This window comes from Lolliginicoccus lacisalsi (assembly GCF_014841105.1).
GTDB lineage: Bacteria > Actinomycetota > Actinomycetes > Mycobacteriales > Mycobacteriaceae > Lolliginicoccus > Lolliginicoccus lacisalsi.
Window position 1 is genome coordinate 142941 of sequence record NZ_JACYWE010000002.1, and the last position, 24029, is coordinate 166969.

The following is a 24029-nucleotide window of genomic DNA, read 5'->3' on the forward strand; positions in this document are numbered from 1 at the left end:
TCGAGGTGCGCTTGCTTCATCATGCACCACGGTTCATCGTGCGCCCAGCGCGGCGAGCCGCTCGCCGATGCGCTGCACTTCCTCCTCGGCGATTGCCTTGCGGGTGGTGATCTTCTCGACGACGTGCGCCGGCGCCTTGGCGAGGAATGCCTCGTTGCCGAGCTTGGCGGAGGTCTGCGCGAGCTCCTTTTCCGCGGCGGCGAGGTCCTTGGCGAGGCGACGCTTCTCCGCCTCGAGGTCCACGGTGCCGGAGGTGTCGAGCTCCACGTGCAGGGTCGTGCGGCTGGTGCGCACCTCGATTGCGGCCGACGCGGTGAACCCTTCCTCGGCGGGGGTGAGCCGCGAGAGACTGGCGATGTAGGGGTCGAGCGCCGCGAGGTCCGCCTGGTCGAGGCCGACGATGCGGGCGGGCACGCGCTGGCCGGGGCGCAGGCCCTGGTCGGAGCGGAACCTGCGGATCTCGGTCACTAGGTGCTGGACGTCCTCGATGCGGCGGGCGGCGTGCTCGTCGCGGTCCGCGCCCAGCGTTCCGGGCCAGTCCGCGATGACGACGGATTCCTGGCCGGTGAGCTTGGTCCACAGCGTCTCGGTGACGAACGGGATGACGGGATGCAGCAGGCGCAGCAAGGTGTCGAGGACGGTGCCGACGACGATGCGCGTGGCGGGGGCGATGGCGTCGTCGGCGAACTGCACCTTGGCGAGCTCGAGGTACCAGTCGCAGAACTCGTCCCACGCGAAGTGGTAGAGGGCCTCGCATGCCTTGCCGAACTCGTAGCGATCGAACGCGGCATCGACCTCTCCGCGCACGTGCTCGAGGCGGTCGAGGATCCACCGGTCCGGGTCGGTGAGGGATTCCCGGGCCGGCAGGTCGCCGGGGGCGGCCCCGTTCATCAGGGCCAGCTTGGTGGCGTTGAACAGCTTGGTGGCGAAGTTGCGGGCCGCCTGCGCGTGGTCCTCGCCGACGGGCAGGTCAGCGCCCGGGTTGGCGCCCCGGGCCAGGGTGAAGCGCAGGGCGTCCGCGCCGAATCGCTCCACCCAGTCGAGCGGGTCGATGCCGTTGCCGCGCGACTTCGACATCTTGCGGCCCTGCTCGTCGCGCACGAGGCCGTGCAGGAACACATCGTGGAACGGGACCTTGCCGCCCGGGCCCTGCTCGGTGTCCTCGCCGACGAACCGGCCGAACATCATCATGCGAGCGACCCAGAAGAACAGGATGTCGTAGCCGGTGACGAGCACGCTCGTGGGATAGAACTTGGCAAGCTCATCGGTGCGCTCGGGCCAGCCCATCGTGGAGAACGGCCACAGCCCCGAGGAGAACCAGGTGTCGAGCACGTCGGGGTCCTGCACGTAGCCCTCGGGCGCTGTCTCCCCGGGCGCGGGGCACACGACATCGCCGTCGGGCCCGTACCAGATCGGGATGCGGTGGCCCCACCACAGCTGGCGGGAGATGCACCAGTCGTGCATGTCGTCGACCCAGGAGAACCACCGCGGCTCCAGCGACTTGGGGTGGATGACGGTATCGCCATCGCGGACGGCATCGCCTGCCATCCGTGCGAGCTCGTCCACCTTGACCCACCACTGCTTGGACAGTCGCGGCTCGATGACCTCGCCACCACGCTCGGAGTGGCCGACGCTGTGCACGTAGGGGCGTTTCTCGGCGACCACGCGGCCTTCGGCGGCGAGCTGCTCGCGGATGCGGGCGCGGGCCTCGAAACGATCCATGCCGTCGAACTCGGTGCCAGTTCCTGCGATGCGGGCGTGCTCGTCCATGATCGTGGGCATGGGCAGGTCGTGGCGCAGGCCGAGCTCGAAGTCGTTGGGATCGTGCGCGGGGGTGATCTTCACCGCGCCGGACCCGAAGGAGGGGTCGACGTAGTCGTCGGCGACGATGGGGATCTGGTTCTCGGTGATCGGGTGGTAGACGGTGATGCCGATCAGGTGCTGGTAGCGCTCGTCCTCGGGATGGACCGCGACGGCGGTATCGCCGAGCATCGTCTCGACACGGGTGGTGGCGACGATGACGTGCGGCTCGTCGTCGTCGAGGGATCCGTAGCGCAGCGACACCAGCTCGCCCTCGACCTCCTCGTGCTTGACCTCGATGTCGGAGATCGCGGTCTGCAGCACCGGTGACCAGTTGACCAGCCGCTCGGCGCGGAAGATCAGGCCGGCGTCGTAGAGCTTCTTGAAGATCGTGTGCACCGCGCGCGAGAGGCCCTCGTCGAGGGTGAAGCGCTCGCGGCCCCAGTCGACCCCGTCTCCTATGCGGCGCATCTGCTCCATGATGGCGCCGCCCGACTCGGCCTTCCACTGCCACACCCGCTCCACGAACGCCTCGCGGCCCAGCTCGTGGCGGCTGGTGCCCGCGGCGTCGAGCTGCTTCTCCACGACCATCTGGGTGGCGATGCCGGCGTGGTCCATCCCGGGCAGCCACAGCACCTCGAAGCCCTGCATGCGCTTGCGGCGGCACAGGATGTCCATGAGCGTGTGATCGAGCGCGTGTCCCATGTGCAGGCTGCCGGTGACGTTGGGCGGCGGCAGCACGATCGAGAAGCCCGGCTTGTCGCTGCGCGGGTCCGCGGTGAAGTATCCCGCGTCGACCCAGCGCTGGTACAGCCCGGCCTCCACGGCCTGCGGCTCCCACGCCTTGGGCAGGTCCACGGCGGGGCTGGACCCTTCGGGGCTCGAGCCTTGCGGGCTCGTGCCGCTGGGGGTGGCGGTGTCCTGGGGGTCTGGCGCTGCACTGGTCACCCCGCGATTCTAGGGAACAGCACTGCCCGGGGTCACATCCGTTCCTCCAAGAGCAGCAAAGCACACGATCTACTACAGTGCGTCGTATGGATATCGCGATCGGGTTCCTCGCCGCCCTGCACATCATCGGCATCGTCGCCCTGCTCGGCGGGGTGCTCTACCAGATGAAGGACATCAAGGCGGGGACAGCCCGGATCGCCCCCGGCATGCTGCACGGTGCCCTCACGATGCTCGTGACGGGACTGCTCCTCGTCGGGCTCAACGAGATGAACGACGCGGACGTCAACCACATGAAGATCGGCATCAAGCTGATCGTGCTGCTCGCCGTCCTCGTGCTCGTCGTCGCCAAGCGCAAGGCCACCACGGTGGCCCCCGCCGTGCTCGGCAGCATCGGCGCGCTCACCACCATCAATATCCTCCTCGCCACCATGTGGTAGACCACGCTGGATGGTCGCCCATCGGAGGCCCCGGCGCGCCACATATGATCGGACTCGGAGCCGATCCGCACCGGGCCCCGCCCTGGGCCCACGAAGCCGGGAGCATAGCCATGAGCAACACCGAAGCCCACCCCGCGGAACTCACCTGCACCGCCACGAGCAGCCACGGCGAGGTCGAGATCCTCGAACCGCGCGACGTGCCCCTCGGTGGCCCCCGGGCCATGCGCGTGCGCCGCACCCTCCCCCAGCGCCAGCGCTCCTTCACCGGCGCGTGGTGCTTCACCGACCACTACGGCCCCGAGGACGTCGCCAGCAGCGGCGGGATGGACGTCGCCCCCCACCCCCATACCGGGCTGCAAACCGTGAGCTGGCTGTTCACCGGCGAGATCGAGCATCGCGACAGCGGCGGCGTGCACGGCTTCGTCCGGCCGGGCGAGATCAACCTGATGACCGGCGGCCACGGCATCTGCCACTCCGAGGTCTCCACCAGCAACACCCCCACCCTGCACGGCGTGCAGCTCTGGGTGGCGCTGCCCGCGCACGCGCGCGATGCCCCCCGCGAGTTCCAGCACCACTCCCCCGATCTCGTGGAGCTCGACGGCGCCAGCCTCCGGGTCTTTCTCGGCAGCCTCGCCGGTAGCACCTCGCCGGTCAGCACCCACACCCCCCTCCTGGGCGCCGAGCTCGTGCTCGAGCCCGGCGGCACCGTCGAGCTCGAGGTCGACCCCGCTTTCGAGCACGGCATCCTCGTCGACACCGGCCAGGCCCGCGCCGGGGCCACGAGCATCGCCCCGGGCGCTCTCGCCTACCTGCCCACGGGGCGCAGCACGATCACGCTGGAAAACACGCACGAAGGCCCCACCCGGATCATCCTGCTCGGCGGCACTCCCTTCGAGGAGGAGATCATCATGTGGTGGAACTTCGTCGGCCGCACCCATGAGGAGATCGCCCGCTTCCGCGAGGACTGGGAAGAGCGCTCCGATCGGTTCGGCGCCGTGGAGGGCTACGTCGGCAAGACCGAGCGCATCCCGGCTCCCCCGCTGCCCAACGCCCAGCTCAAGCCACGCCGCAACCCGTCGAGCCGGTAGGCATCACTCCTCGTCGTCCTCGGGCAACTCGACGCCCAGCACATCCGGCAGCGCGGCGGCACCGGCCCCCATCCGGTCCGCGAGGAACGCCAGGATCGTCTCATACCAGACCTTGGTGTGCTGCGGCTTGAGGATCCAATGGTTCTCATCGGGGAAGCACAGGAACTGATGCTCGGAGATGCCGTGATCATCGGAGGGCAGCCCGGACTCGGAATTGAGCTCGTACCACAGTCGCAGCGCCTCCCCGATGGGCACGCGGTAGTCCTTGTCACCATGGATGACCAGCATGGGAGTGGTGATATCAGCGACGTAGAGGTGGGGCGAGTTCTCCACTGCCATCTCTGGCGTCATCTCCCGGGCCCAGTACCACGCCGCATCGGTGGTGGGCCCGAACTGATCGAGAGCCCACAGGCCCGCATGGCTGATGATGGCCTGGAACCGGTTGGTGTGCCCAGCGATCCAGTTGGCCATGTAGCCACCGAACGAGCCACCCATCGCGGCGGTGCGCGCCTCATCGATCTCCGGCAGTTGCTCCGTCGCATCGGTCAGCGCCATCAGGTCCGTGAACGGCGCCTTGCCCCACTCGCCCCAGCCACGCTGGATGAACCTGCGCCCGAATCCTGTCGACAGCGCAGGGTCCGGCAGGAGGACCGCGTATCCGCGCGCGACCATCAGCCACGGGTTCCACCGCCACTGCCAGGTGTTCCACGAGCCGAGCGGGCCACCGTGGATCCACAGCAGCAGCGGGGCCGGGGAATCCTCGCTGGCGGAGGCAGGCAGCGCGAGCCACGCCCGGATCGGGGTGCCGTCGTCGCCGCTGGTCAGCACCTCGGTGACGCGCCCCGGGACAGCAGGAACGGTGGCCGGCGCGGGCAGCCGCGCGATCTCGCCCGTCTCGAGGTCGATCCGCACCGGCGCGGGCGGCACGGAGATCGCCGCCCGCAAGGCGTAGGCGTAGCGGCCAGCAGGATCGATGCACGCATCGCTGTACGCGGCATCGTCGGTGGTGAGGTCCCGCACCGCTGCCTTCGGGCTCGAGGCGGAGACAAGGAACAAGGGCGCGCGGCCGTACTGGTCGGCGGTGACCACGAGACCGCTGGCATCTGGAAGCCAGGCCAGCGCGGTGGCCCACCGGTCCCAGCCCACGGCCAGGCGCGTCTGCTTGCCGGTGGTGAGGTCATGGACATGGATGGTCACATCGGGCGCGTTCTCGGGATCCGCGTGGGCCTCGCGGACGTACGCGACCTTCGTCCCGTCTGGCGAGATCGTGGGCAGCCCGAAGTCGGCGTCGTTCTCGCGCGCGATCACCGAGCGCTCCCCTGAAGCGAGGTCGATGCGCATCAGTTGCGCGCGCGTCACGCCCAGCGGCCCGGCCTCGTTCCACACAGTGATCGCGAACGCGCCCGAAGGGTCCACGTCGACCGCCGCGTTGCGCAACGCCGCGTCCTGCACGATCCGCTGCCCCGCACCGTCGTCACCGGCCACCGCGAGGCAGGGCACCTCGGGGCCGAGGTCGTGATCCCAGTAGCGCACGGGGTAGCCAGTATGCAGGACCGCCGAGACCTTGCCAGACCGGCGGGCATCCCGGATCCGCTCATCACCGGCGTCGTCGCTCGCCGACGGGTACACCGCCATCGTCACGATCGCCGTGTCCCGCTCGCGCGGCACCGTGACCGCGCTGATCCCCAGCGGCGCCCGTGCCACCTCGACGGCCTCGGCGCCATCACGGGGCAGCCGCCATGCCGTAGCGGGATCCTCGTCCGACTTGCCCCGCGCGGCAACGAAAAGCAGATCGCCATTGGGCGCGAACACCGGCGAGCTCTCCCCCCGGGCGCCCTGGGTCAGTCGGCGGGCCGCGCGCTCCCCTGCGGGGTCGATCTCCCACAGCGCGGGCACATGCTTGGTCGCCTCATCGTTCAGCTCGCTGGCGACCGTGACCAAGCGGGACCTGTCCGGCGAGAGCCGCAGCCCGGACAGACGGGGCAGTCGCAGGAACGCATCGAGATCATGGAACGGGGTTTCGCTGGGGGCGCTAGCGCCACTCTTCGCATCGGTCACAGTGATGTTGTTACCACGAGCGCGTCCCACCCTGCCGCGTGATGCCCGGCACGACCGCTGCCGACAATGCCTGGCGCGCCGTAGAGTAGGCCGGTGAGCACTCCTTTCTCCCCTCGGCGGAACGGCGCCGCCCCGCCCGCAGCGGACAGGATCGCAGCGTTGTTCTCCGCGCTCTCCACGCCCGCTCGGGTAGCGCTCGTCCACCACGTCGCCAGCACGCCCGGCGGCGTCACGAGCACCGCGCCGCTCCCCCGCGGCTGCGCCCGCACCGACCTCGCAGCCCTCGTCGAAGCCGGGATCCTCGCCGAGCAGGGCGGCATGATCGTGGTTCCCGGGGCCGCCCGCGCGGCCGGGTCCGAGCTCACCGACCTGCTGCTCGGTCTCGCCACGATCGGCATCGGCAGTGCCATCCCGACCACCTCGCACCATGTCACCATCCGGGCGGCGGCCGCGCCGGACTGGGATGCGATCGTCGCGATCTACGAGGACGGCATCGCCACGGGCAATGCCACGTTCGACACGCGCTCCGCGGGAGCTGATGCGTTCGATGGCCGCTGGCTGCGCGAGCATCGCTGGGTGGCCGAGCGCGATGGCACGATCCTGGGATGGGCGGCACTGAGCCCCACCTCGGTGCGACCGTTCTTCTCCGGAGTGCTCGAGGTGTCCATCTATATCGGCGGGAGCGCCTCCGGGCAAGGGGGGGGCGCTCGACTGCTCGATCACCTGGTGCGGCATGCGGACGCGGCGGGACTGTGGACGTTGCAGTCCTCGATCTTCCCGGAGAACAGGGCGAGCCTTGCGCTGCATCGCAAGGCTGGCTTTCGCACGGTGGGGGTGCGGCAGGCGATCGCGCGCCATCATGACCACTGGCGGGACACCGTGATAGTGGAGCGCCGCAGCCCTTCCGTCTGGTAACCACGCACCGGGGCTAGGGACCAGGCGATTCCTCGGCGAGCGCCGCGTCATACTCCGCAGGCGTGTTGAGGTTGCGAAGGTGCTGCTCGAGCCCAGGGACAGGAACCTCGAGAGTGCGCGCCCCCGCGAGGAAGCGTCGCGGTGATCGCTGGCCCTGGGCAAGCGCGGCCTCCATCCCGGGCGCGAGCCGGGTGCGATACAGCGCGGCCAAGGGTTGCGCGGACACCCCATCGTGGGCGGCGATGATGTCGTGCTGCCCCGGGATATGACGGGCGAGCTCGTCGATGAGTCCCGCCCCGACATGGGGCATGTCGATCGCGCAGGCAAAGGCCCACTCGGCGGGACGGGCGGCGGCGAGGCCTGTCGCGAGCCCGCGCAGCGGCCCCTGGTGCGCGACGGGATCTTCGACGGTGCGCGCGCCGAGCACGGGCAGCGCCTGGCCGGGAGCTGCCACCACGATGATCGGCGCGCAGCGCTGCGCGAGGCGGGCGACGAGATGCTCGGCGAGCGTGGCTTCGCCCCATCGGAGGGTGGCCTTATCGCGGCCCATCCGGCGGGATTGCCCGCCCACGAGGACGATCCCAGCTATGTCAGGCATGCGGAGGGTTCACGCCCTGGGGACAGCGCGGGCAAGATGGTCGATGGCAGCGAGGTAGCCATGCGTGCCAAGGCCCGCGATCACTCCGGAAGCGATGCCCGAGATGTAGGAGTGATGGCGAAAGTCCTCGCGGGAATGGATGTTGCTGATGTGGACCTCAAGGACGGGTGCCGCGACGGTGACGACCGCATCGCGCAGCGCCACGGACGTGTGGGTGAGCCCGCCCGGGTTGATGATCAGCCCGGCGCAGGTCAGGCGGATCTCGTGGATCCAGTCGATCAGCGTGCCCTCGTGATTGCTCTGGCGGGCATCGAGGGCGAACCCATGCGCGCGCGCATGGTCCCGGCACTGGTCCTCGACGTCCGCGAGGGTGGTGTGGCCGTAGATGTCGGGCTGCCGCCTCCCGAGGAGGTTGAGGTTGGGCCCGTTGAGCACGACAATGGTGCCGCGATCCGGCTGTGGCATGGTCACTGTGGTGCTCAGGCGGACTTGTCGCGCCGCTCGGGATCCTCCGCGCGCCGCGGCACGATGGTCGGGTTCACGTTCTCCCGGACGGTCGATCCGGTGACCACAACCTTCGCCACATCATCACGGCTGGGGATGTCATACATGACGGGCAGCAGGACTTCCTCCATGATGGCGCGCAGGCCGCGTGCACCGGTGCCCCGCAGGATCGCCTGGTCCGCGACGGCTTCGAGGGCCTCGGGGGTGAACTCGAGCTCGACGTTGTCCATCTCGAACAGGCGGGTGTACTGCTTGACCAGTGCGTTCTTCGGCTCCGACAGGATGGAGACGAGCGATTCCTTGTCGAGGTTGGTCACCGATGCCACCACGGGGAGGCGACCGATGAACTCGGGGATCAGCCCGAACTTGATGAGGTCCTCGGGCATGACGTCCGCGAAGCGATCAGCGGTGTCGACATCGGTCTTGGAGCGCACCTCGGAGCCGAACCCGATACCGCGCTTGCCGACCCGGTCGGCAACGATCTTCTCGAGGCCAGCGAAGGCGCCAGCGACGATGAACAGCACATTGCTGGTATCGATCTGGATGAATTCCTGGTGGGGATGCTTGCGTCCCCCCTGCGGCGGCACGCTGGCCTGCGTGCCCTCGAGGATCTTCAGCAAGGCCTGCTGCACGCCTTCGCCGGAGACGTCGCGGGTGATCGACGGGTTCTCGCTCTTGCGGGCGATCTTGTCGACCTCATCGATGTAGATGATGCCGGTCTCGGCGCGCTTGACGTCGTAGTCAGCAGCCTGGATGAGCTTGAGCAGGATGTTCTCGACATCCTCGCCAACGTAGCCAGCCTCGGTGAGCGCAGTGGCATCCGCGATGGCGAAGGGCACGTTGAGCATCTTCGCGAGGGTCTGGGCGAGGTAGGTCTTGCCGCAGCCAGTCGGTCCGAGCATCAGGATGTTCGACTTCTGCAGGTCCACATGCTCGTGGCGGGAGTCCCGGGCCTTCTCCCCTGCCTGCACGCGCTTGTAGTGGTTGTACACGGCGACAGCGAGGGTGCGCTTGGCGTTGCTCTGCCCGATGACGTACTGCTCGAGGAAATCGTGGATCTCGACCGGCTTGGGCAACTGATCGAGCTTGACGTCGCTGGACTCAGCGAGCTCTTCCTCGATGATCTCGTTGCACAGGTCGATGCACTCGTCGCAGATGTACACCCCGGGGCCCGCGATGAGCTTCTTGACCTGCTTCTGGCTCTTTCCGCAGAAAGAGCACTTCAACAAGTCGCCGCCGTCACCGATGCGCGCCATACCCGTGCTCCCAACTTCCTGATACTCGCCACGCCTACCGGGAATCCCCGGCTATTACAGCATCGTGGTCATGTGCAGCATGCCCTGACAGTACCCGCCGCGAACGATCCACGACGTCCTAGTTCCTGCCAGCTACCTATCGTCAGCGCCCCGGCGACGCCTCACGACCCTCTCGGAGGCTCTAGCGTCACCGTTCGATACCGATTCGTGCGGTATCTGCCGTCATGCGGCGTGTCGTCCCAGCATACAACCGGGACGACCCGTCAGCATGTCGGTTTTGTCACTGGTTTGACAGCGAAAGCTTGCGGTACTCAAGCACGTTGTCGATGATCCCGTACGCCTTGGCTTCCTCCGCCGTGAGGATGAGGTCGCGATCGCTGTCCTTGCGGATCTGCTCCGCGGACTTGCCCGTATGCCGGGAGAGGGTGTCCTCCATCTGCTTGCGCATCCGCTCGATCTCCCGTGCCTGGATCTCGAGGTCGGAGACCTGGCCCTGCATGCCGCCCGTGGCCGGCTGGTGGATGAGGATGCGGGCGTTGGGCAGCGCGAGCCGCTTGCCAGCGGATCCCGCGGCGAGCAGGATCGCTGCGGCGGAGGCCGCCTGGCCCAGGCACACGGTGGTGATGTCAGCGCGCACGTACTGCATGGTGTCGTAGATCGCCATCAGCGAGGTGAAAGATCCACCCGGCGAGTTGATGTACATCGTGATGTCACGGTCGGGATCCTGCGACTCAAGGACGAGGAGCTGCGCCATCACATCGTTCGCGGAGGCGTCGTCGACCTGCACGCCGAGGAAGATGATGCGCTCCTCGAAGAGCTTGTTGTACGGGTTGGATTCCTTGACGCCGTAGCTGGAATGCTCGATGAAGGAGGGCAGGATGTAGCGGGCCTGCGGGCCCATGTGCTGCGGAAGCGGATTGCGGTTGACGGTCATGTCTTCTCCACGTTTCTATCAGGCGAGGACAACAGGTGGGGGTTCGGTGCGGCCCCAGCGGCCGGCGGCCGCCGATGGCTCAGCGGCGTGGCCGCTGGATGGATCAGCGGCCGATGCCGCCGGACTGGCCGGCACGGGAGATGACGTGGTCGACAAAGCCGTAGTCCTTCGCCTGAGCGGCGGTGAACCAGCGATCGCGATCGGAGTCCTTGGTGATCTGCTCGACGGTCTGGCCGGTGTGCAGCGCGATCAGCTCGGCCATCTCTCGCTTGGTATGGGCGTACTGCTCGGCCTGGATAGCGATATCCGCCGCCGTGCCTCCGATGCCTGCGGACGGCTGGTGCATCATGATCCGAGCGTGCGGGAGCGCGAACCGCTTGCCCGCGGTACCCGCCGAGAGCAGGAACTGCCCCATGGATGCCGCGAGGCCCATCGCGTAGGTAGCGACATCGCACTCGGCGAACTGCATGGTGTCGAAGATCGCCATGCCCGCTGTGACCGAGCCACCCGGCGAGTTGATGTAAAGCGAGATATCGCGGGTGGGATCCTCCGCGGACAGCAGGAGGATCTGAGCGCACAGCTTGTTGGCGATGTCGTCGTCGACCTGAGTGCCCAGGAAGATGATGCGCTCCTGCAACAGCCGCTCGAACACCGAGTCGCTGAGGTTCATACCGTATGTGCCTGAACGCATCGATGGGGTGCGCGCGGGAGTGTGCACGGTCACGGGTGCCTGCCTTCCGGATACCTGGACGTTGTTTCCCCGGCGCCGGGGCTTGGGCGGGGATTCCCACCATGTCGTCGAGCTCGTGGGCGCCGATGTGCATTGGGTCTGTCACTGACAGTAACGAACTAGGGCGGCGCCGGTATCCCGGCACCGCCCTAGTTCGCTGTAAGCGTCAAGAAATACGGCCTACTTGTTGTCGGCCTCGGTCTCCTCGACCTCGCCGGTCTCGCCAACCGCGTCGTCGGAGCCCTCGGTCGGAAGCGCATCATCCTCATCGTCCCCGGCTGCGCCGAAGTACTCGGTGACGTCGAGCTCCGTGCCGTTCTGATCCTTCACCACGACCGCCCGGATCACCTCGACGAGCGCCTTGGTGCGGCGCGCATCGGCGAAGATCGTGGCAAGGCCGTTGGGCTGCTTCTGGATCTCCTGGATAAACTGCTGCGGCTCCATGCCGTAGCGCTGGGCCTCGGAGAAGATCCGCTCGAACAGCTCCTGCTGCCCCACGGTGATGTCATCGGCGTCAGCGATCGCGTCGAGTAGCAACTGCGCGCGGACGGCACGCTCGGCGGCCTCGCGGGACTCCGTGTCGAACTCCTCGCGGGACTTGCCCTGCGCCTCGAGGAGACGGTTGAGGGTGTCCTCCTCGCCCCCGAGCGAGTGGAGCGCGCTGTGCAGCTGCTCGTGCACCTGCTCGTCGACAACCTTCTGCGGCGCCTCGAAATCCACGACCTCGAGGAGCTTCTCGAGCACCTTGTCGCGGATCGAGTTGGTCAGCTGGATCTTCTTGGACTGCTCGGCCTTCTCGCGAAGATCGGCGCGCAGCTCCTCGACCGTGTCGAAGGCACTGGCCAGCGAGGCGAAATCGTCGTCCACCTCGGGCAGCTCGCGGGTCTTCACAGAGGTCACCGTGACAGCCACGACAGCGTCCTCGCCCGCGAAATCGCCGGCCAGCAGCTTGGTGGGGAACTCAGCGGTCCCGCCGGCCTCGACACCGAGGATCGCCTCATCGAGCCCCTCGATGAGCTCGCCCGAGCCCACCTCGTGGGAAAGGCCATCCGCGGTCGCGTCCTCGACCGGCTTGCCGTCGACAGTGGCCGCGAGATCAAGAGTGACAAGGTCACCCTTCTCGGTGCCACGCTCGACCGGAACCACGGTGCCGAAGCGCTTGCGCAGCTCCTCGAGCTGCTCCTCGACGTCCTCGTCAGTGGCTTCCTCGGCCTCGACGGAGACCTCGAGCGAGGCGTACTCGGGAAGGGTGATCTCGGGGCGCACATCCACCGCGGCAGTGAAGCCGAAGTGGTCATCCTCGATCTTGGTCACCTCGATCTCGGGCTGCCCGATGGCCTTGATGTCCCCCTCGGAGACAGCCTCCGAGTACTTGCCCGGAACAGTGTCGTTGATGACCTGCTCGAGCACGGCACTGCGGCCAACGCGCGCGTCGATGATGCGGGGCGGCACCTTTCCAGGGCGGAAGCCGGGTACCCGGACCTGCTGGGCGAGCGCCTTGTAGGCGCGGTCGAAGTCCGACTTCAGCTCCTCGAAGGGCACCTCGACACTGATACGTACTCGCGTCGCGCTCAGCTGCTCGACGGTGCTTTTCACGGACATGCTCCTACCTGGTTTTTTGAATCTTACAAGGGGGTGGCAATGCGAATCCCGGATCACCGGCCCCGGTTGCGCGGCCCGCCGGCCCATCTTGGCGCCAAGATCACGATTCACGACCGGAGGCCACAACGTCGGGGTGACAGGATTTGAACCTGCGACCCTCCGCTCCCAAAGCGGATGCGCTACCAAGCTGCGCTACACCCCGTTTGCTCCAACCCGAGAGACTACATGGAAAAAGCCCCGAGTTGCAGCCCGGGCAATGTTACGTGCTTGGCTTGGCGTTTCCAAAGCAGGTTAGGTACAGTCACTTGTCGCACGCACCAAGGTGCGAGCGCGGGTGTAGTTCAATGGTAGAACCTCAGCCTTCCAAGCTGATGGTGCGGGTTCGATTCCCGTCACCCGCTCCATGTGCGTGAAGCCCCTGGCTTGCGGAAACGCGGCCAGGGGCTTTCTCGTTTCCGCTGAACGCCGCGCGACCCCCGCGAGTGTTCGAAAAACGACCGCTCAGCGCCGGGAACCTGTCCTTCTTGGCACTACGGCGGGGCCGAGGCCGCGCACCCCACCCGCTCCTCACCAGCGGGCCCGATGGTCCTCCACCACGCCGCGCCCCCGCAGCTCGTGCACCTCGCCGCCCGGCGACCGGAACGTTCCTTCGAACCAGCCGAACGGCTGGACGAACTTGCTGGCGATCACGCCAGCCTCGAGATGCTCGCGCCGCTGCCCCTCCGGGTGGAACACAAGATCGAGCTCTCCCCCGGCCGTGCGCAGCCGCCAGGGATCGAGCGGCGCCGAGCGGTCGAGCTCGAAGGTGGCCTGCGGCAGAGGCACGATCCCGTCTTGCCACCAGGCGGCATTCTCGAGACCGTTCAGGAAATGCGCGACGAGGTTGATCGCGATGGGCTGGCCCGATTCCGTGGTGCCGTCGAGGCTGGCCCAGTTCCACAGCGTCTCGCGGGGCGGGTAGCCGAGGGTGAAATCGACCGAGGCACGCCCCTCGAGCGGGATCACCGAGCCGCGGGCGCTCGCGGTGCCCGATGCGGGCAGCCCAGCGACCTTGTAGGTGTGGTGGAACGGGCGGCCGGGCGCGGAGCTGATCGCGGAGAGGCCGGCGTGCCCGTCCGGTCCGCCGAGGATGGCTGACAATTCCAGGTCACGCCCGCGGTGATGCACATGCCACGCGCCGCCTTCGTGGTGGATCCGCCATGTGCCCCGTCCGCGCCCCAGGGTCCATTCCGCGCGCCAGTCCGGTGCGAACGAGCGCGGGAATCCTGCAGGGACGAGGATCTTGTCCTCGGTGAGCCGCCCGGTTCTGCGGTCGTGCACGTAGCAGAAAGCGGTCGCGGTATGGCCGGCGTCCACGATCGCGATACCGGCCGAGGCTTGCTCGGCAAAGATCCCGGCGTACACCCACGCCTTGCGCTGAGCGCGGCGACGGAACGGCAGGCCGTGGTCCCATTCACGGGTGGACAGGTCTGCGATGGGCCCGAGGTAGCACCCGTCGAGCGCACCCGCGCGCTCCCCCGGACGGGGAAGCCTGGCGGGCGCGGGCGGCAGGTCCATGGTCAGGCCAGCAGATCCTTGTACTCGGGATTCTTCGCGATGAATCCGTCGACGAACGGGCAGGAGGGGATGATCGAGAAGCCGGTGGCGCGGCTATCGTCGAGCGCGTACCGCACGACCCTGCCCGCGACTCCCTTGCCCCGGTGGTCGGGGTCGGTGACCGTGCGGTTGAAGTCCCGGATCGAGCCGGTCTCGACGTAGTCGGCGTAGCCGGCCTCTGTGCCATCGATGATGAGTGAGTAGCGGCGGGCAGCGGCATCGTGCTTCATCGTTTCGGTCATGTTCCCCCCAACAAGCGCGCCGCGCGGGTTTGTTCCCCACGCTAGCGCTGGCACCGCGGGCACCAGTACAGCTTCCGCCCTCGGAGCTCCTCCTGCTTGACGGTCGTGGCGCAGATTCGGCAGGGCTCCGCGGCGCGCCGGTATACGTAGGTCCGAGGCCTCCCGGGCGCGTAAGGCGGGGCACCGTGGTCGTGCTCGGGCCGGACGGTGATCATGCGCCCCTCCCGCACACCGACCGGCATGAGGGTTACCAGATCGCTCCAGAGCGCGTTCCACTGGCGACGATCGAGGTCGCGTCCAGGCCGGTGGGGCGCGATTCGCTGCCGGAACAACACCTCGGCGCGGTAGACGTTGCCCACCCCGGCGATCACTTCCTGGTCCATCAGCAAGGCCCCGATGGGCACCCGCGACCGCGAGACGCGATCCCAGGCGAGGCCCGGTTCGGCATCACGGCGCAATGGGTCGGGCCCGAGCCGGTCGAGCAGCGCCGCGAGCCGCGGCTGCCCCATCAGCTCGCACCGCGTGGGGCCCCGCAGGTCAATGACGTGCGATCCCGTGGCAAGCCGCATGCGGACCTGGCCCACGGGTGGCTCGGCAGGCGTGGGAAGTGTCGTGAAAGAGCCGTAGAGACCGAGGTGGATGTGCACGAGGGTCCCGCCCTCGTAGCGGTGCAGCAGGTGCTTGCCCCATGCCTCGGCAAGCTCGAACGCCTGGCCGTCGATGATCCGGGATCCCTCGGCGAAACGCCCCTGGGGGCTGCTTGCCCGGACATGCTCGCCGGCCAGCAGCCGGGTGTGCTCGGCGGCGAGCCGGGGGAGAGTGTGTCCCTCAGGCACGGGTCGCGTCCGCCGCGACGCGCGGCATCATGCGCCAGGAACGGCCGGGGCCTCGCCGGTCTGCTCGTACTGGGCGAGGATGTCGATGCGCCGCTGGTGGCGGTCCTCGTTGGACCACTCCGTGGCCAGGAACGCCTCGACGATGGCGATGGCCTCCTCGGTGCTGTGCATGCGGCCACCGAGGCCGATGAGCTGCGCGTTGTTGTGCTGGCGGGCAAGCTGGGCGGTCTCGACGCTCCAGGCGAGCGCGCAGCGCGCACCGGGCACCTTGTTGGCGGCGATCTGCTCGCCATTGCCCGAGCCGCCGAGGACGATGCCGAGGCTGCCGGGGTCAGCGACGACCTTGCGGGCCGCATCGATGCAGAAGGCGGGATAATCGTCGAGGGCGTCGTACTCGAAGGCACCGCAGTCGGTGACATCGTGCCCGAGGGTGGTGAGGTGGTCCTTGATGAGGTTCTTCAGCTCGAAGCCGGCATGGTCGGCACCTAGGTAAACGCGCATGGCTCCGATTCTGCCAGCCCCGGCGCGGAATCGATGCATCGACCCGGCGCGGTGGCTGGAGCCGTCGGTGGAACCCGCGCGGTGGCCTCGGTGGAACCCGCGCGGTGGCTGGCGCGGTGGCCTCGGTGGAACCCGCGCGGTGGCCGGCGCGGTGGCCTCGGTGGAACCCGCGCGGTGGCCGGCGCGGTGGCCTCGGTGGAACCCGCGCGGTGGCAAAAGCACCGGAAACTGGCAAACGCGATAGAAGCCGACCTGGTCTCGAGGCAGTTTCTATCGCGTTTGCGGACGGGGCACCAGCCCGGGCACCCGCGGACGGGGCACCAGCCCGGGCACCGGAGGACGGGGCACCAGCACCAGCCCGGGCTCCCGCGGACGGGGCACCAGCCCGGGCACCCGCGGACGGGGCACCAGCCCGGGCACCGGAGGACGGGGCACCAGCACCAGCCCGGGCTCCCGCGGACGGGGCACCAGCCCGGGCACCCGCGGACGGGGCACCAGCCCGGGCACCGGAGGACGGGGCACCAGCACCAGCCCGGGCTCCCGCGGACGGGGCACCAGCCCGGGCACCCGCGGACGGGGCACCAGACGAGGCCCGGCGGCTACAACGCCACGAGGTTCACGACATCGCGCCGATGTGCTGCTCGGACTCGATGAGCCCCTCGTCGCTCGGTGCCTCGCCCTTGGCGAACACACGGTCATGCTGGCGCGCCCGCAAGTCTTGATGGGCATGGACTGGCAGCTCGTAGCCATACTTGGCCTGCGCCTCGCGCGGGGTCATCGTGATCGGATTGTCCGCGGGGATGTCGAGCAGGACGGGCATCGCGATCTCGAGAGCCGCTGGAGCGATCATCCTCATCAGCAGCATCGAGAGGTTGATCGACCGATGCATCGCCGCGTGGAAGATCTTGTTCGGCGGCACGATCAGCATGTCGAGCAGCGGGCCCTGCCGCAGGCCGCACATCTGGCGCATGTACTGCGGGTAGGGGGAAATGATGCCGTGGCGCAGAACGTACAGCATCGGGCTCATCGCTCTCTTCTGCCATGCGGGCATGTCTGGCGGGAGCGCCACATCGAGGCCGAGGATGAAGTGCACCATGTCCTGCGCGGCCTCGGAGGCGGCGAGGTGCGGGCGCCAGTCCTCGAAGTACCGGATGACGTCCTCGCGGGTGCGCGGGACCGTCGCGGGGTCGATGGTTTGCAGCTCGGCGGCCCGGGCGCACTCCTCCCAGAATTGTGCTTCCTCGTGGGGAGAGAGGCGACCGGGGCCGAACTTCTCGTAGCAATAGAGGATCGAGTGCCAGGCTGTCATGTGGATCCACAGCTGGGAGCTCGGCTTGTTGGCGTCATAGGTCGAGCCGGTCACTGGGTCGTTGCCGATGGCTTTCGAGTGGATCTTGACGAGCACGTCCGCTGCCTTGGCGGTGGGCTCGGTGGCGCCGAAGGCGACCAAGGCGAAGTAGCGCATGGTGCGTCCGTAGCGGGTGTGGGGGCGGTACCTGACCCCGCCGGCCTGCACCACCGCGGCAGCGAGGTTGGGGTCGAGGTGCTCGATCGTCACGGCGCGCGCGAAGCCAAGGATGTATGAGGTGGGGTGGCTCCACACCTTCCAGGCGACCGAGCCTGGTCCGAAGAAGCCATAGTCAGCGTGCGGCGCGAACTCCTCGCGAAGCGCGGCCCTGGTCTTGATCCCGAGCATCAGTTGTTCCTCCTAGAATTACTACAGCGTTGTAGGTTCAGCGAACTTTACACTACTGCAGTAACGTCAAGGAGTGACTTCAGGCACGGAACCGCCCCCACGAAAGCGCCGACGCTACGCCCAGCGCATGCCCGTCGAGCAACGCCGCGAGCAACTGCTCGATGCCGCGCTGCACGTGGTCGTCCGCGATGGGTACGACCACGTCTCGATCGAAGCGATCGCGCACGAGGCCGGGGTCACCCGCCCGGTCGTCTACAGCGCCTATGACGGCCTCGAGCCACTGCTCCACGCCCTCCTCGACCGCACCCAGCGCCGCGCGCTCGCGTCCGCCCTCCGGCTGATCCCCACCGACGCCTGGACGGGCGACGTCGACGAATGGATCCTCGACGGCGTTTCCGGCCTCATCGACCTCGTGCGCGAGCAACCTGAGATCTGGAAGCCCGTGCTCGGGATCACCACTAACACGCCAGCGATGGTCCGCGATCGGATCGAGTCGACCCGCGAGCTGATTCGCGGCTACATCGCCGACGCCCTGCAGCACGGCCTCGAGCAGCGCGGCGGCCCGTGGCTCGACGTCGAAGTGCTCTCGCACCTCGTGCTCGTCACCACGGAGCACTTCGGCAGGCTCATGCTCGAGGATCCGCCCCGCTACGCCAGGGACCGCCTCGTCGATGCCCTCCGGGGGCTCCTCGACGCGACCCGGCCGCCTAGCGAGGACTAGCTGCTAGTCGAACACCGGATCCTCGGTGCGGGTGCGCTTGAGCTCGAAGAAGTGCGGGTAGGAAGCGAGCGCGACAGCTCCGTCCCATAGCTTGCCCGCGGTCTCCCCGCGCGGGATCCGGGAGAGCACCGGCCCGAAGAACGCTGTGCCATTGATGTGGATCGTGGGCGTGCCGACATCATCGCCGACAACGTCCATTCCCGCGTGGTGGCTAGCCCGTAGCGCGTCGTCATGCGCGTCGCTCGTGGCGGCATCAGCGAGGCTCGCGGGCAAGCCGGTCTCGGCGAGCGCCTCGCGCACCACCTCCATGCGGTCGCTCATGCCCTTGTTGTGGATGCGCTCCCCCATCGCCGTATAGAGAGGGGCCAGCACCTCGGGGCCGTGCTGCTGCTCGGCGGCGATGAGCACCCGCACCGGCCCGAGCGTGCTGTCGAGCTTGTCCCGATAGCCCGCAGGGATGTCCTTGTCCTCGTTGAGCACGTACAGGCTCATCACATGGAACCGGACCTCGATATCGCGCACGTCCTCGCCCTCGAGGATCCAGCGGGAGGTGATCCAGCACCAAGGACAAGCCGGGTCGAACCAGAAATCAACGCGGTCAAGGGAATTATCCATTGGTCGTCCTCTCGATTGGTCGCATCGCGGTCAGCACGCGCTGGCTACCTCAACGCACGCGCTTGCGGAACTCTTCCTTGATGTATCCCTGAAAGATCCTGGAGAAGCCCGCGTTTCCCGTGTTGTTGGGATGCATGCTCAGCGAGGTGGAGGTAGTGACGTTGCCCTCGTACCACTTGCGCGCCTTGGGCTGGCAGGCATCGTGGCCCTCGCTGCGCGAGGCCAGATCGACATAGGTCACGCCTGCGTGGTCCGCGGCGGCCTCGATGATGGCGTTCATCCGATCCTGGTAGCCGGCGATGAACCGTGCATCGGCGTCACTGGCGGGGACCGACGGCCAGCATCCCCGGTTGCCCACCGTCCCGCCGTGGCTCGCGAGGAAGATCAATGCCTTGGGCGCGCGCTCCTGGAGCGTGCCGAGGAGCCGATCGAGCCGTGGCCGCAGCGGTCGCAGCGACTCCATCGCGGCAATGCGGGTCTCGGGATCGTTGCGGCACTCGCGGTCGCCGCCCTCGTCCTTGGTGAAGCATCGGCGGGCGATGTCATACCAGCGAACGTCGTTGCCTCCGATGCTGATCGTGATGAGCGTCGTCTCGGGAGTGACCGCGTCGAGCTGCAGCGCCCTGGGGCCACTGCGGGTCTCCTGCGGCTCGTCGAGGATGTCCTCGACCGTGGCGCCGCTGCACGCGGCAAAGGTGAAGAACTCGGGGCGCAGCCACTCCGCGAGCAACCGGGGATACGACTCCGCCGTGCGGCCGCAGCTGTCGTTGAGGAACTGCAGCGTCGAGGGCCCTGCGGCGCGGGAGTCCCCCAGCGCCACGTAGTGCTCGCTCGTGCGCGGCGAGCTCGCTCCAGGCATGGCGACCAGCGCTAGCCCCAGGACGAGGAGCAGGCCGATCGCGGCGAGCACGCGGCGGATCACGCGCGGGGGCCGTGCTGGCGGCATCGGGGTGGGTCTCCTCGGTTCTCGCGGCAAGGTCGACGCGGCGGTCTCGACGAACCAACGTACACATCGCGGCCCGCGGGCGCATGGCCCTCCGCGCCCTGCCAGGGACTGCCTGGCCGGGAAAAGAAAATCCGGCCCGGTCACGCTTGCATGTCGTGACCAGGCCGGGTCTTCCCGCGCCCCCACAAATACAGCTGCGGGTCCGCCAAGTGGGCTACGCGGTTCGCGCTACACCATCACCCGACGCATCGCCGATGTTGACTGCACGTTGAGTTGCAGGCACCCCTCGCGGTGGCGATCGCATCGCTGCATGGACTCATCTTCGCACGTCGCGCGCTTGCGCGGGATGGGCCTCGTGAATTTGTGAGTGGATTCACCGAACGGTGCGCACGCGGATTTTCCTGTGAGCGGAAAACACCGCCACGCCTGGTGTCCACGGTGACGCGCGTCGCTGCGCGGCGCATGATGGGGGGTGCTGGATCGACATGGCCCGCACCGGGCATGCCTGATGACCATCCGAACACCACGGCAGAAAGGCGCTCCTCGTGGCAGCTCCAAACCTGACCCGGGACCAAGCGCGGGAACGCGCGGGAATCGTCTCGGTCGAAAGCTACACCGTGCAGATCGACGTCACTGATGGCCAGGGCCAGCCGGGCGCGGACACTTTCCGCTCGCGCACCGTCGTTCGCTTCGCCGCCACGCCGGGAGCCTCTACCTTCATCGACCTGATCGCGACGACGATCCACGAGGCCTCTCTCAACGGCGCGAAGGTCGATACGTCCGGCTATTCCCATGAGGAGGGGCTGCGGCTCGAGGGGCTGGCAGCCTCGAACGAGCTCGTCATCGAGGCGGATCTTGCCTACTCGCATACCGGCGCGGGCCTGCACCGCTTCGTCGACCCCGCCGACGGGGAGGTCTATCTCTACTCGCAGTTCCAGACCGCCGATGCCAAGCGCATGCTTGCTTGCTTCGACCAGCCCGACCTTAAGGCCGTGTTCGATTTCTCCGTGACCGCCCCCGAGCACTGGGAGGTCATCACCAACGGTGCCGAGACCAGCCGGGATGGGCTCGTGCGCGCCTTCGCGACCACCCCACGGATGAGCACCTACCTCGCGGCGCTCGTGGCGGGCCCCTACGCGAAGTGGACCGACACCTACCACGATGAGCATGGCGAGATCCCGCTGGGCATCTTCTGCCGCGCTTCGCTGGCCGAGCACATGGATGCGGACCGGTTGTTCACCGAGACCAAGCAGGGCTTCGGCTTCTACCACCGCAACTTCGAGATCCCCTATGCCTTCGGCAAGTACGACCAGCTTTTCGTTCCCGAGTTCAACGCGGGCGCGATGGAGAACGCGGGCGCGGTCACCTACCTCGAGGACTATGTCTTCCGCAGCCGCGTCACCCACGACCTCTACGAGCGGCGCGCGGAGACAGTGCTGCACGAGATGGCGCACATGTGGTTCGGCGATCTCGTGACCATGCTCTGGTGGGATGACCTGTGGCTCAACGAATCGTTCGCGACCTTCGCTTCCGTGCTGTGCCAGGCCGAGGCCACCGAGTACACCAACGCCTGGACCTCCTTCGCGAACGTGGAGAAGGCGTGGGCCTACCGGCAGGACCAGCTGCCCTCCACGCACCCCATCGCCGCGGACATGCCTGACCTCGAGGCGGTGGAGGTCAACTTCGATGGCATCACCTACGCCAAGGGCGCCAGCGTGCTCAAGCAGCTCGTCGCGTACGTGGGGCTCGAGGACTTCCTCGCGGGCCTGCGCGCCTACTTCCGCGAGCACGCCTACGGCAACGCGACCTTCGATGACCTGCTGCGCGCCCTGGAGGCATCCTCGGGCCGCGACCTCTCCGACTGGGGCGACCAGTGGCTGCGCACCACGGGCCTGAACACCCTGGCGCCCGAGTTCACCGTCGACGAGGACGGCAACTATGCCTCGTTCGCCGTTGTCCAGGGCGGCGCGGAGCCCGGCGCGGGCGAGCGACGCACCCACCGCATCGCGGTCGGTGTGTACGGCGATGACGAATCCGGACGCCTGGTACGACAGCGTCGCATCGAGCTCGACATCGCTGGCGAGCGCACCGAGGTGCCTGATCTCGTCGGCGCGCCGCGCGGCGCGCTCGTGCTCGTCAATGATGACGACCTTACTTACTGCTCGCTGCGCCTCGACGAGGACTCCCTGCGCACCGCCATCGACCGCATCGGCGACATCGCCGAATCGCTCCCCCGCACCCTCGTTTGGTCGGCGGCGTGGGAGATGACCCGCAACGCGCAGATGCGGGCCCGTGACTTCGCGGCACTCGTGCAGCGCGGGATCGGCACCGAGAGCGAGGTCGGCGTGGTGCAGCGCCTGCTGCTCCAGGCCACCACGGCGATCGGCTCGTACGCGGACCCGACCTGGGCCGACGAGACTGGTTGGCCCGGCTTCGCCGACCTGCTGCTCGAGCAGGCCCGAGCCGCCGAGGCAGGCTCCGATCACCAGCTCGCGTTCGTCAACGCCTTGTGCGCCGCCCGCCTCGAGGACCGCCACGCCGACGTGCTCGGGACCGTGCTCTCCGACAGCCCCGATGCCGCCGAGCTCCCTGGCCTCGCTGTCGATACGGACCTCCGCTGGCGCCTCATCCAGGCCCTCGCCGCGGCCGGACGCATCGACGCGGACACCGACGGGACCCCACGCATCGACGAGGAAGCGGCGCGCGACAACACCGCTACCGGTGCCCGGCAGGCCGCGAAGGCCGCCGTCATGCGTCCGCGCGCCGACGCGAAGAGCCAGGCGTGGGAGAGCGTCATGAACGACAGCGCCCTCTCGCACACGCTCGCGCGATCGATGATCGCCGGCTTCGCCCGGCCGGGGCAGGCCACGTTGCTCGAAGGCTACGCGGATCGCTACTTCGCGGAGATCCCCGGCATCTGGCGGGAACGCGAGAGCGAGGTCGCGCAGACCATCGTGACTGGCCTCTACCCGACCTGGGACATCAGCGAGGCCGGTTTGCAGCGCGCCGATGAATTCCTTGCCGAGGATCGCTCCCCCGCGCTGCGCCGCCTCGTCAGCGAGGGCAGGTCCGGGATCGAGCGGTCCCTGCGGGCCCGGGAGTTCGACTCGAGCACCAAGCAGTAGTCCACGCACCAAAAAGGGCCGCCCCCGGCAAGCGGGGGCGGCCCACGTGAATGTCCAGCATCACGCTGGATCGAGCATCACGGATGGATCAGGAGCGCACGGGGGTCGTCGCGGCAGACATCACCTTCACCGCTGCCACGAGTCCGTCCAGGAGGTCACCCTCCCGCAGCAACGGCAACGCCGCGGTGATGCCGAGCTGGCAGATGCGGTCCGTCACGCGGTGAGCCACCGCGGAGCCGGACACGACCTCGATCCGCCGCTCGCCCGGGGCCACCGCGATCAGCGCGCTGTGGGCGGCGTCGTCAAGGCTGTCGAGCAGCTCGAACGCCTTGTCATTCGACTCCGCGCCGAGATCACCGAGATAGATCGTGAACTTGATGCCGGTGTCGCGGGTAGCGCGGATCAGCGCCTCGTCGAGACGAATGCGGTGGTCCCGATCGAACGGCAGCTTGTCCACTGGCTCATCGAGGAAGCGGACAGCGGAGATCCGGCCACTTGGGGTCTGCCCCGAACCCATGGGCAGGTCCTCCACGGGTAGCGCGGAAGGGACGACGATCTCACCATGTTGCACTTGCGGATCCTCCAATCGGCTGCGCATCGGACGTGTCGCCATGGCCACCGTGGCTGTGTCCATGCTCATCGACGGCGCTCCACCACAACGGGCCATACGGCCACGGGTCACCCAGCCGGTACGGCTCGGGACGGAGCTCGGGCTTCTTCAACATCGCGGCAAGCCCGAGGACGGCAATGACCGCCGCCGGAATGACCACGAACACGAGGACTGTCTCCATGATGCTCACACATAAAAGGTAATCGAAGCGCTACCGGTCGCGCGCGCCGGGTCGGCAAAAATACCCGAGCCAGGCCGATCGGGCCACCAC

The 24029-nt window shown here is 68.1% G+C and carries 22 protein-coding genes and 2 tRNA genes; 6 read left to right on the top strand and 18 right to left on the bottom strand.

Going from position 1 to position 24029, the window contains the following annotated elements; translation table 11 throughout:
• Nucleotides 1-33: 33 nt before the first annotated feature.
• Nucleotides 34-2658, bottom strand: a complete 2625-nt coding sequence (locus HT102_RS04145; RefSeq protein WP_408611310.1) for a valine--tRNA ligase — start codon at nt 2656-2658, stop codon at nt 34-36.
• A gap of 176 nt (nt 2659-2834) precedes the next feature.
• Between HT102_RS04145 and HT102_RS04150 the strand changes: the two genes are divergently transcribed.
• Together HT102_RS04150 and HT102_RS04155 are read left to right on the top strand one after the other, a co-directional pair.
• Complete coding sequence (locus tag HT102_RS04150) at nt 2835-3185, top strand: hypothetical protein (RefSeq protein ID WP_192038156.1); 351 nt, start codon at nt 2835-2837, stop codon at nt 3183-3185.
• Nucleotides 3186-3295: 110 nt separating this feature from the next.
• A complete protein-coding gene (locus HT102_RS04155; protein WP_192038157.1) occupies nt 3296-4273 on the top strand; it encodes a pirin family protein in 978 nt (325 codons plus the stop codon).
• Nucleotides 4274-4276: 3 nt separating this feature from the next.
• Here HT102_RS04155 and HT102_RS04160 read toward each other — a convergent pair whose 3' ends face one another.
• Nucleotides 4277-6331, bottom strand: a complete 2055-nt coding sequence (locus HT102_RS04160; RefSeq protein ID WP_333473274.1) for a S9 family peptidase — start codon at nt 6329-6331, stop codon at nt 4277-4279.
• Between the two features lie 93 nt (nt 6332-6424).
• Between HT102_RS04160 and HT102_RS04165 the strand changes: the two genes are divergently transcribed.
• Nucleotides 6425-7246 carry a GNAT family N-acetyltransferase gene (locus HT102_RS04165; RefSeq protein ID WP_333473275.1) on the top strand — a complete coding sequence of 274 codons (822 nt, stop codon included), beginning with the start codon at nt 6425-6427 and terminating at the stop codon, nt 7244-7246.
• A gap of 13 nt (nt 7247-7259) precedes the next feature.
• Here HT102_RS04165 and mobA read toward each other — a convergent pair whose 3' ends face one another.
• From mobA to HT102_RS04200, 7 genes are all read right to left on the bottom strand, one after another.
• Nucleotides 7260-7844: a molybdenum cofactor guanylyltransferase gene (mobA, locus tag HT102_RS04170; protein ID WP_192038160.1), complete on the bottom strand. Its 585-nt coding sequence runs from the start codon at nt 7842-7844 to the stop codon at nt 7260-7262.
• A 9-nt stretch (nt 7845-7853) separates the two neighbouring features.
• Nucleotides 7854-8309 carry a type II 3-dehydroquinate dehydratase gene (aroQ, locus tag HT102_RS04175; RefSeq protein ID WP_192038161.1) on the bottom strand — a complete coding sequence of 152 codons (456 nt, stop codon included), beginning with the start codon at nt 8307-8309 and terminating at the stop codon, nt 7854-7856.
• A 14-nt stretch (nt 8310-8323) separates the two neighbouring features.
• Nucleotides 8324-9604 carry an ATP-dependent Clp protease ATP-binding subunit ClpX gene (gene clpX / locus HT102_RS04180; RefSeq protein WP_192038162.1) on the bottom strand — a complete coding sequence of 427 codons (1281 nt, stop codon included), beginning with the start codon at nt 9602-9604 and terminating at the stop codon, nt 8324-8326.
• A 280-nt stretch (nt 9605-9884) separates the two neighbouring features.
• Complete coding sequence (locus HT102_RS04185; protein WP_225443213.1) at nt 9885-10538, bottom strand: ATP-dependent Clp protease proteolytic subunit; 654 nt, start codon at nt 10536-10538, stop codon at nt 9885-9887.
• Between the two features lie 103 nt (nt 10539-10641).
• Nucleotides 10642-11229: an ATP-dependent Clp protease proteolytic subunit gene (locus tag HT102_RS04190; RefSeq protein ID WP_192038424.1), complete on the bottom strand. Its 588-nt coding sequence runs from the start codon at nt 11227-11229 to the stop codon at nt 10642-10644.
• 219 nt (nt 11230-11448) lie between these two features.
• Complete coding sequence (gene tig, locus HT102_RS04195; protein WP_192038163.1) at nt 11449-12864, bottom strand: trigger factor; 1416 nt, start codon at nt 12862-12864, stop codon at nt 11449-11451.
• A 134-nt stretch (nt 12865-12998) separates the two neighbouring features.
• A tRNA-Pro gene (locus HT102_RS04200) sits at nt 12999-13072 on the bottom strand.
• A 128-nt stretch (nt 13073-13200) separates the two neighbouring features.
• On the opposite strand from HT102_RS04200, the gene HT102_RS04205 reads away from it, so the two are divergent.
• Nucleotides 13201-13274: transfer RNA gene (locus HT102_RS04205), tRNA-Gly, on the top strand.
• 163 nt (nt 13275-13437) lie between these two features.
• Here the strand turns inward: HT102_RS04205 and HT102_RS04210 are convergent.
• The 5 genes from HT102_RS04210 to HT102_RS04230 form a co-directional block, all read right to left on the bottom strand.
• Nucleotides 13438-14427 carry a DUF2804 domain-containing protein gene (locus HT102_RS04210; RefSeq protein WP_192038164.1) on the bottom strand — a complete coding sequence of 330 codons (990 nt, stop codon included), beginning with the start codon at nt 14425-14427 and terminating at the stop codon, nt 13438-13440.
• Between the two features lie 2 nt (nt 14428-14429).
• Complete coding sequence (locus tag HT102_RS04215) at nt 14430-14708, bottom strand: GNAT family N-acetyltransferase (RefSeq protein WP_192038165.1); 279 nt, start codon at nt 14706-14708, stop codon at nt 14430-14432.
• 41 nt (nt 14709-14749) lie between these two features.
• On the bottom strand, nt 14750-15544 hold the full coding sequence (locus tag HT102_RS04220; protein ID WP_192038166.1) for an Fpg/Nei family DNA glycosylase: 795 nt from the start codon (nt 15542-15544) through the stop codon (nt 14750-14752).
• Between the two features lie 27 nt (nt 15545-15571).
• Nucleotides 15572-16045: a ribose-5-phosphate isomerase gene (locus HT102_RS04225; protein WP_192038167.1), complete on the bottom strand. Its 474-nt coding sequence runs from the start codon at nt 16043-16045 to the stop codon at nt 15572-15574.
• A gap of 616 nt (nt 16046-16661) precedes the next feature.
• A complete protein-coding gene (locus HT102_RS04230; RefSeq protein WP_192038168.1) occupies nt 16662-17741 on the bottom strand; it encodes an oxygenase MpaB family protein in 1080 nt (359 codons plus the stop codon).
• A gap of 73 nt (nt 17742-17814) precedes the next feature.
• Here HT102_RS04230 and HT102_RS04235 point away from each other — a divergent pair, with 73 nt between their 5' ends.
• Nucleotides 17815-18462, top strand: coding sequence for a TetR/AcrR family transcriptional regulator (locus HT102_RS04235; RefSeq protein WP_333473276.1), 648 nt, complete (start codon nt 17815-17817; stop codon nt 18460-18462).
• A gap of 3 nt (nt 18463-18465) precedes the next feature.
• On the opposite strand, the gene HT102_RS04240 is transcribed toward HT102_RS04235, so the two are convergent.
• Nucleotides 18466-19077 carry a mycothiol-dependent nitroreductase Rv2466c family protein gene (locus HT102_RS04240; RefSeq protein WP_192038169.1) on the bottom strand — a complete coding sequence of 204 codons (612 nt, stop codon included), beginning with the start codon at nt 19075-19077 and terminating at the stop codon, nt 18466-18468.
• 49 nt (nt 19078-19126) lie between these two features.
• Nucleotides 19127-20023, bottom strand: coding sequence for an SGNH/GDSL hydrolase family protein (locus tag HT102_RS04245; protein WP_192038170.1), 897 nt, complete (start codon nt 20021-20023; stop codon nt 19127-19129).
• A 545-nt stretch (nt 20024-20568) separates the two neighbouring features.
• On the opposite strand from HT102_RS04245, the gene pepN reads away from it, so the two are divergent.
• Entirely contained in the window at nt 20569-23148 is a 2580-nt protein-coding gene (gene pepN, locus HT102_RS04250) for an aminopeptidase N (protein ID WP_192038171.1), read from the top strand.
• Nucleotides 23149-23236: 88 nt separating this feature from the next.
• Here pepN and HT102_RS04255 read toward each other — a convergent pair whose 3' ends face one another.
• Nucleotides 23237-23719 (bottom strand): DUF5130 family protein, encoded by a 483-nt coding sequence (locus tag HT102_RS04255; protein ID WP_333473277.1) that lies wholly within the window; start codon nt 23717-23719, stop codon nt 23237-23239.
• The gene (gene ctaJ / locus HT102_RS04260; RefSeq protein ID WP_225443273.1) at nt 23706-23939 is read right to left on the bottom strand and encodes an aa3-type cytochrome oxidase subunit CtaJ; all 234 of its coding nucleotides are present in this window, start codon (nt 23937-23939) and stop codon (nt 23706-23708) included. Before ctaJ ends, HT102_RS04255 begins: the two co-directional genes overlap by 14 nt.
• Between the last annotated feature and the right edge of the window lie 90 nt (nt 23940-24029).

Bases quoted from the DNA above. Each gene is read 5' to 3' on its own strand.
- HT102_RS04150 (WP_192038156.1), top strand. From the start codon at position 2,835: ATGGATATCGCGATCGGGTTCCTCGCCGCCCTGCACATCATCGGCATC.
- HT102_RS04155 (WP_192038157.1), top strand. From the start codon at position 3,296: ATGAGCAACACCGAAGCCCACCCCGCGGAACTCACCTGCACCGCCACG.
- mobA (WP_192038160.1), bottom strand. From the start codon at position 7,844: ATGCCTGACATAGCTGGGATCGTCCTCGTGGGCGGGCAATCCCGCCGG.
- aroQ (WP_192038161.1), bottom strand. From the start codon at position 8,309: ATGCCACAGCCGGATCGCGGCACCATTGTCGTGCTCAACGGGCCCAAC.
- clpX (WP_192038162.1), bottom strand. From the start codon at position 9,604: ATGGCGCGCATCGGTGACGGCGGCGACTTGTTGAAGTGCTCTTTCTGC.
- HT102_RS04185 (WP_225443213.1), bottom strand. From the start codon at position 10,538: ATGACCGTCAACCGCAATCCGCTTCCGCAGCACATGGGCCCGCAGGCC.
- HT102_RS04190 (WP_192038424.1), bottom strand. From the start codon at position 11,229: ATGCGTTCAGGCACATACGGTATGAACCTCAGCGACTCGGTGTTCGAG.
- HT102_RS04210 (WP_192038164.1), bottom strand. From the start codon at position 14,427: ATGGACCTGCCGCCCGCGCCCGCCAGGCTTCCCCGTCCGGGGGAGCGC.
- HT102_RS04215 (WP_192038165.1), bottom strand. From the start codon at position 14,708: ATGACCGAAACGATGAAGCACGATGCCGCTGCCCGCCGCTACTCACTC.
- HT102_RS04225 (WP_192038167.1), bottom strand. From the start codon at position 16,045: ATGCGCGTTTACCTAGGTGCCGACCATGCCGGCTTCGAGCTGAAGAAC.
- HT102_RS04230 (WP_192038168.1), bottom strand. From the start codon at position 17,741: ATGCTCGGGATCAAGACCAGGGCCGCGCTTCGCGAGGAGTTCGCGCCG.
- HT102_RS04240 (WP_192038169.1), bottom strand. From the start codon at position 19,077: ATGGATAATTCCCTTGACCGCGTTGATTTCTGGTTCGACCCGGCTTGT.
- HT102_RS04245 (WP_192038170.1), bottom strand. From the start codon at position 20,023: ATGCCGCCAGCACGGCCCCCGCGCGTGATCCGCCGCGTGCTCGCCGCG.
- ctaJ (WP_225443273.1), bottom strand. From the start codon at position 23,939: ATGGAGACAGTCCTCGTGTTCGTGGTCATTCCGGCGGCGGTCATTGCC.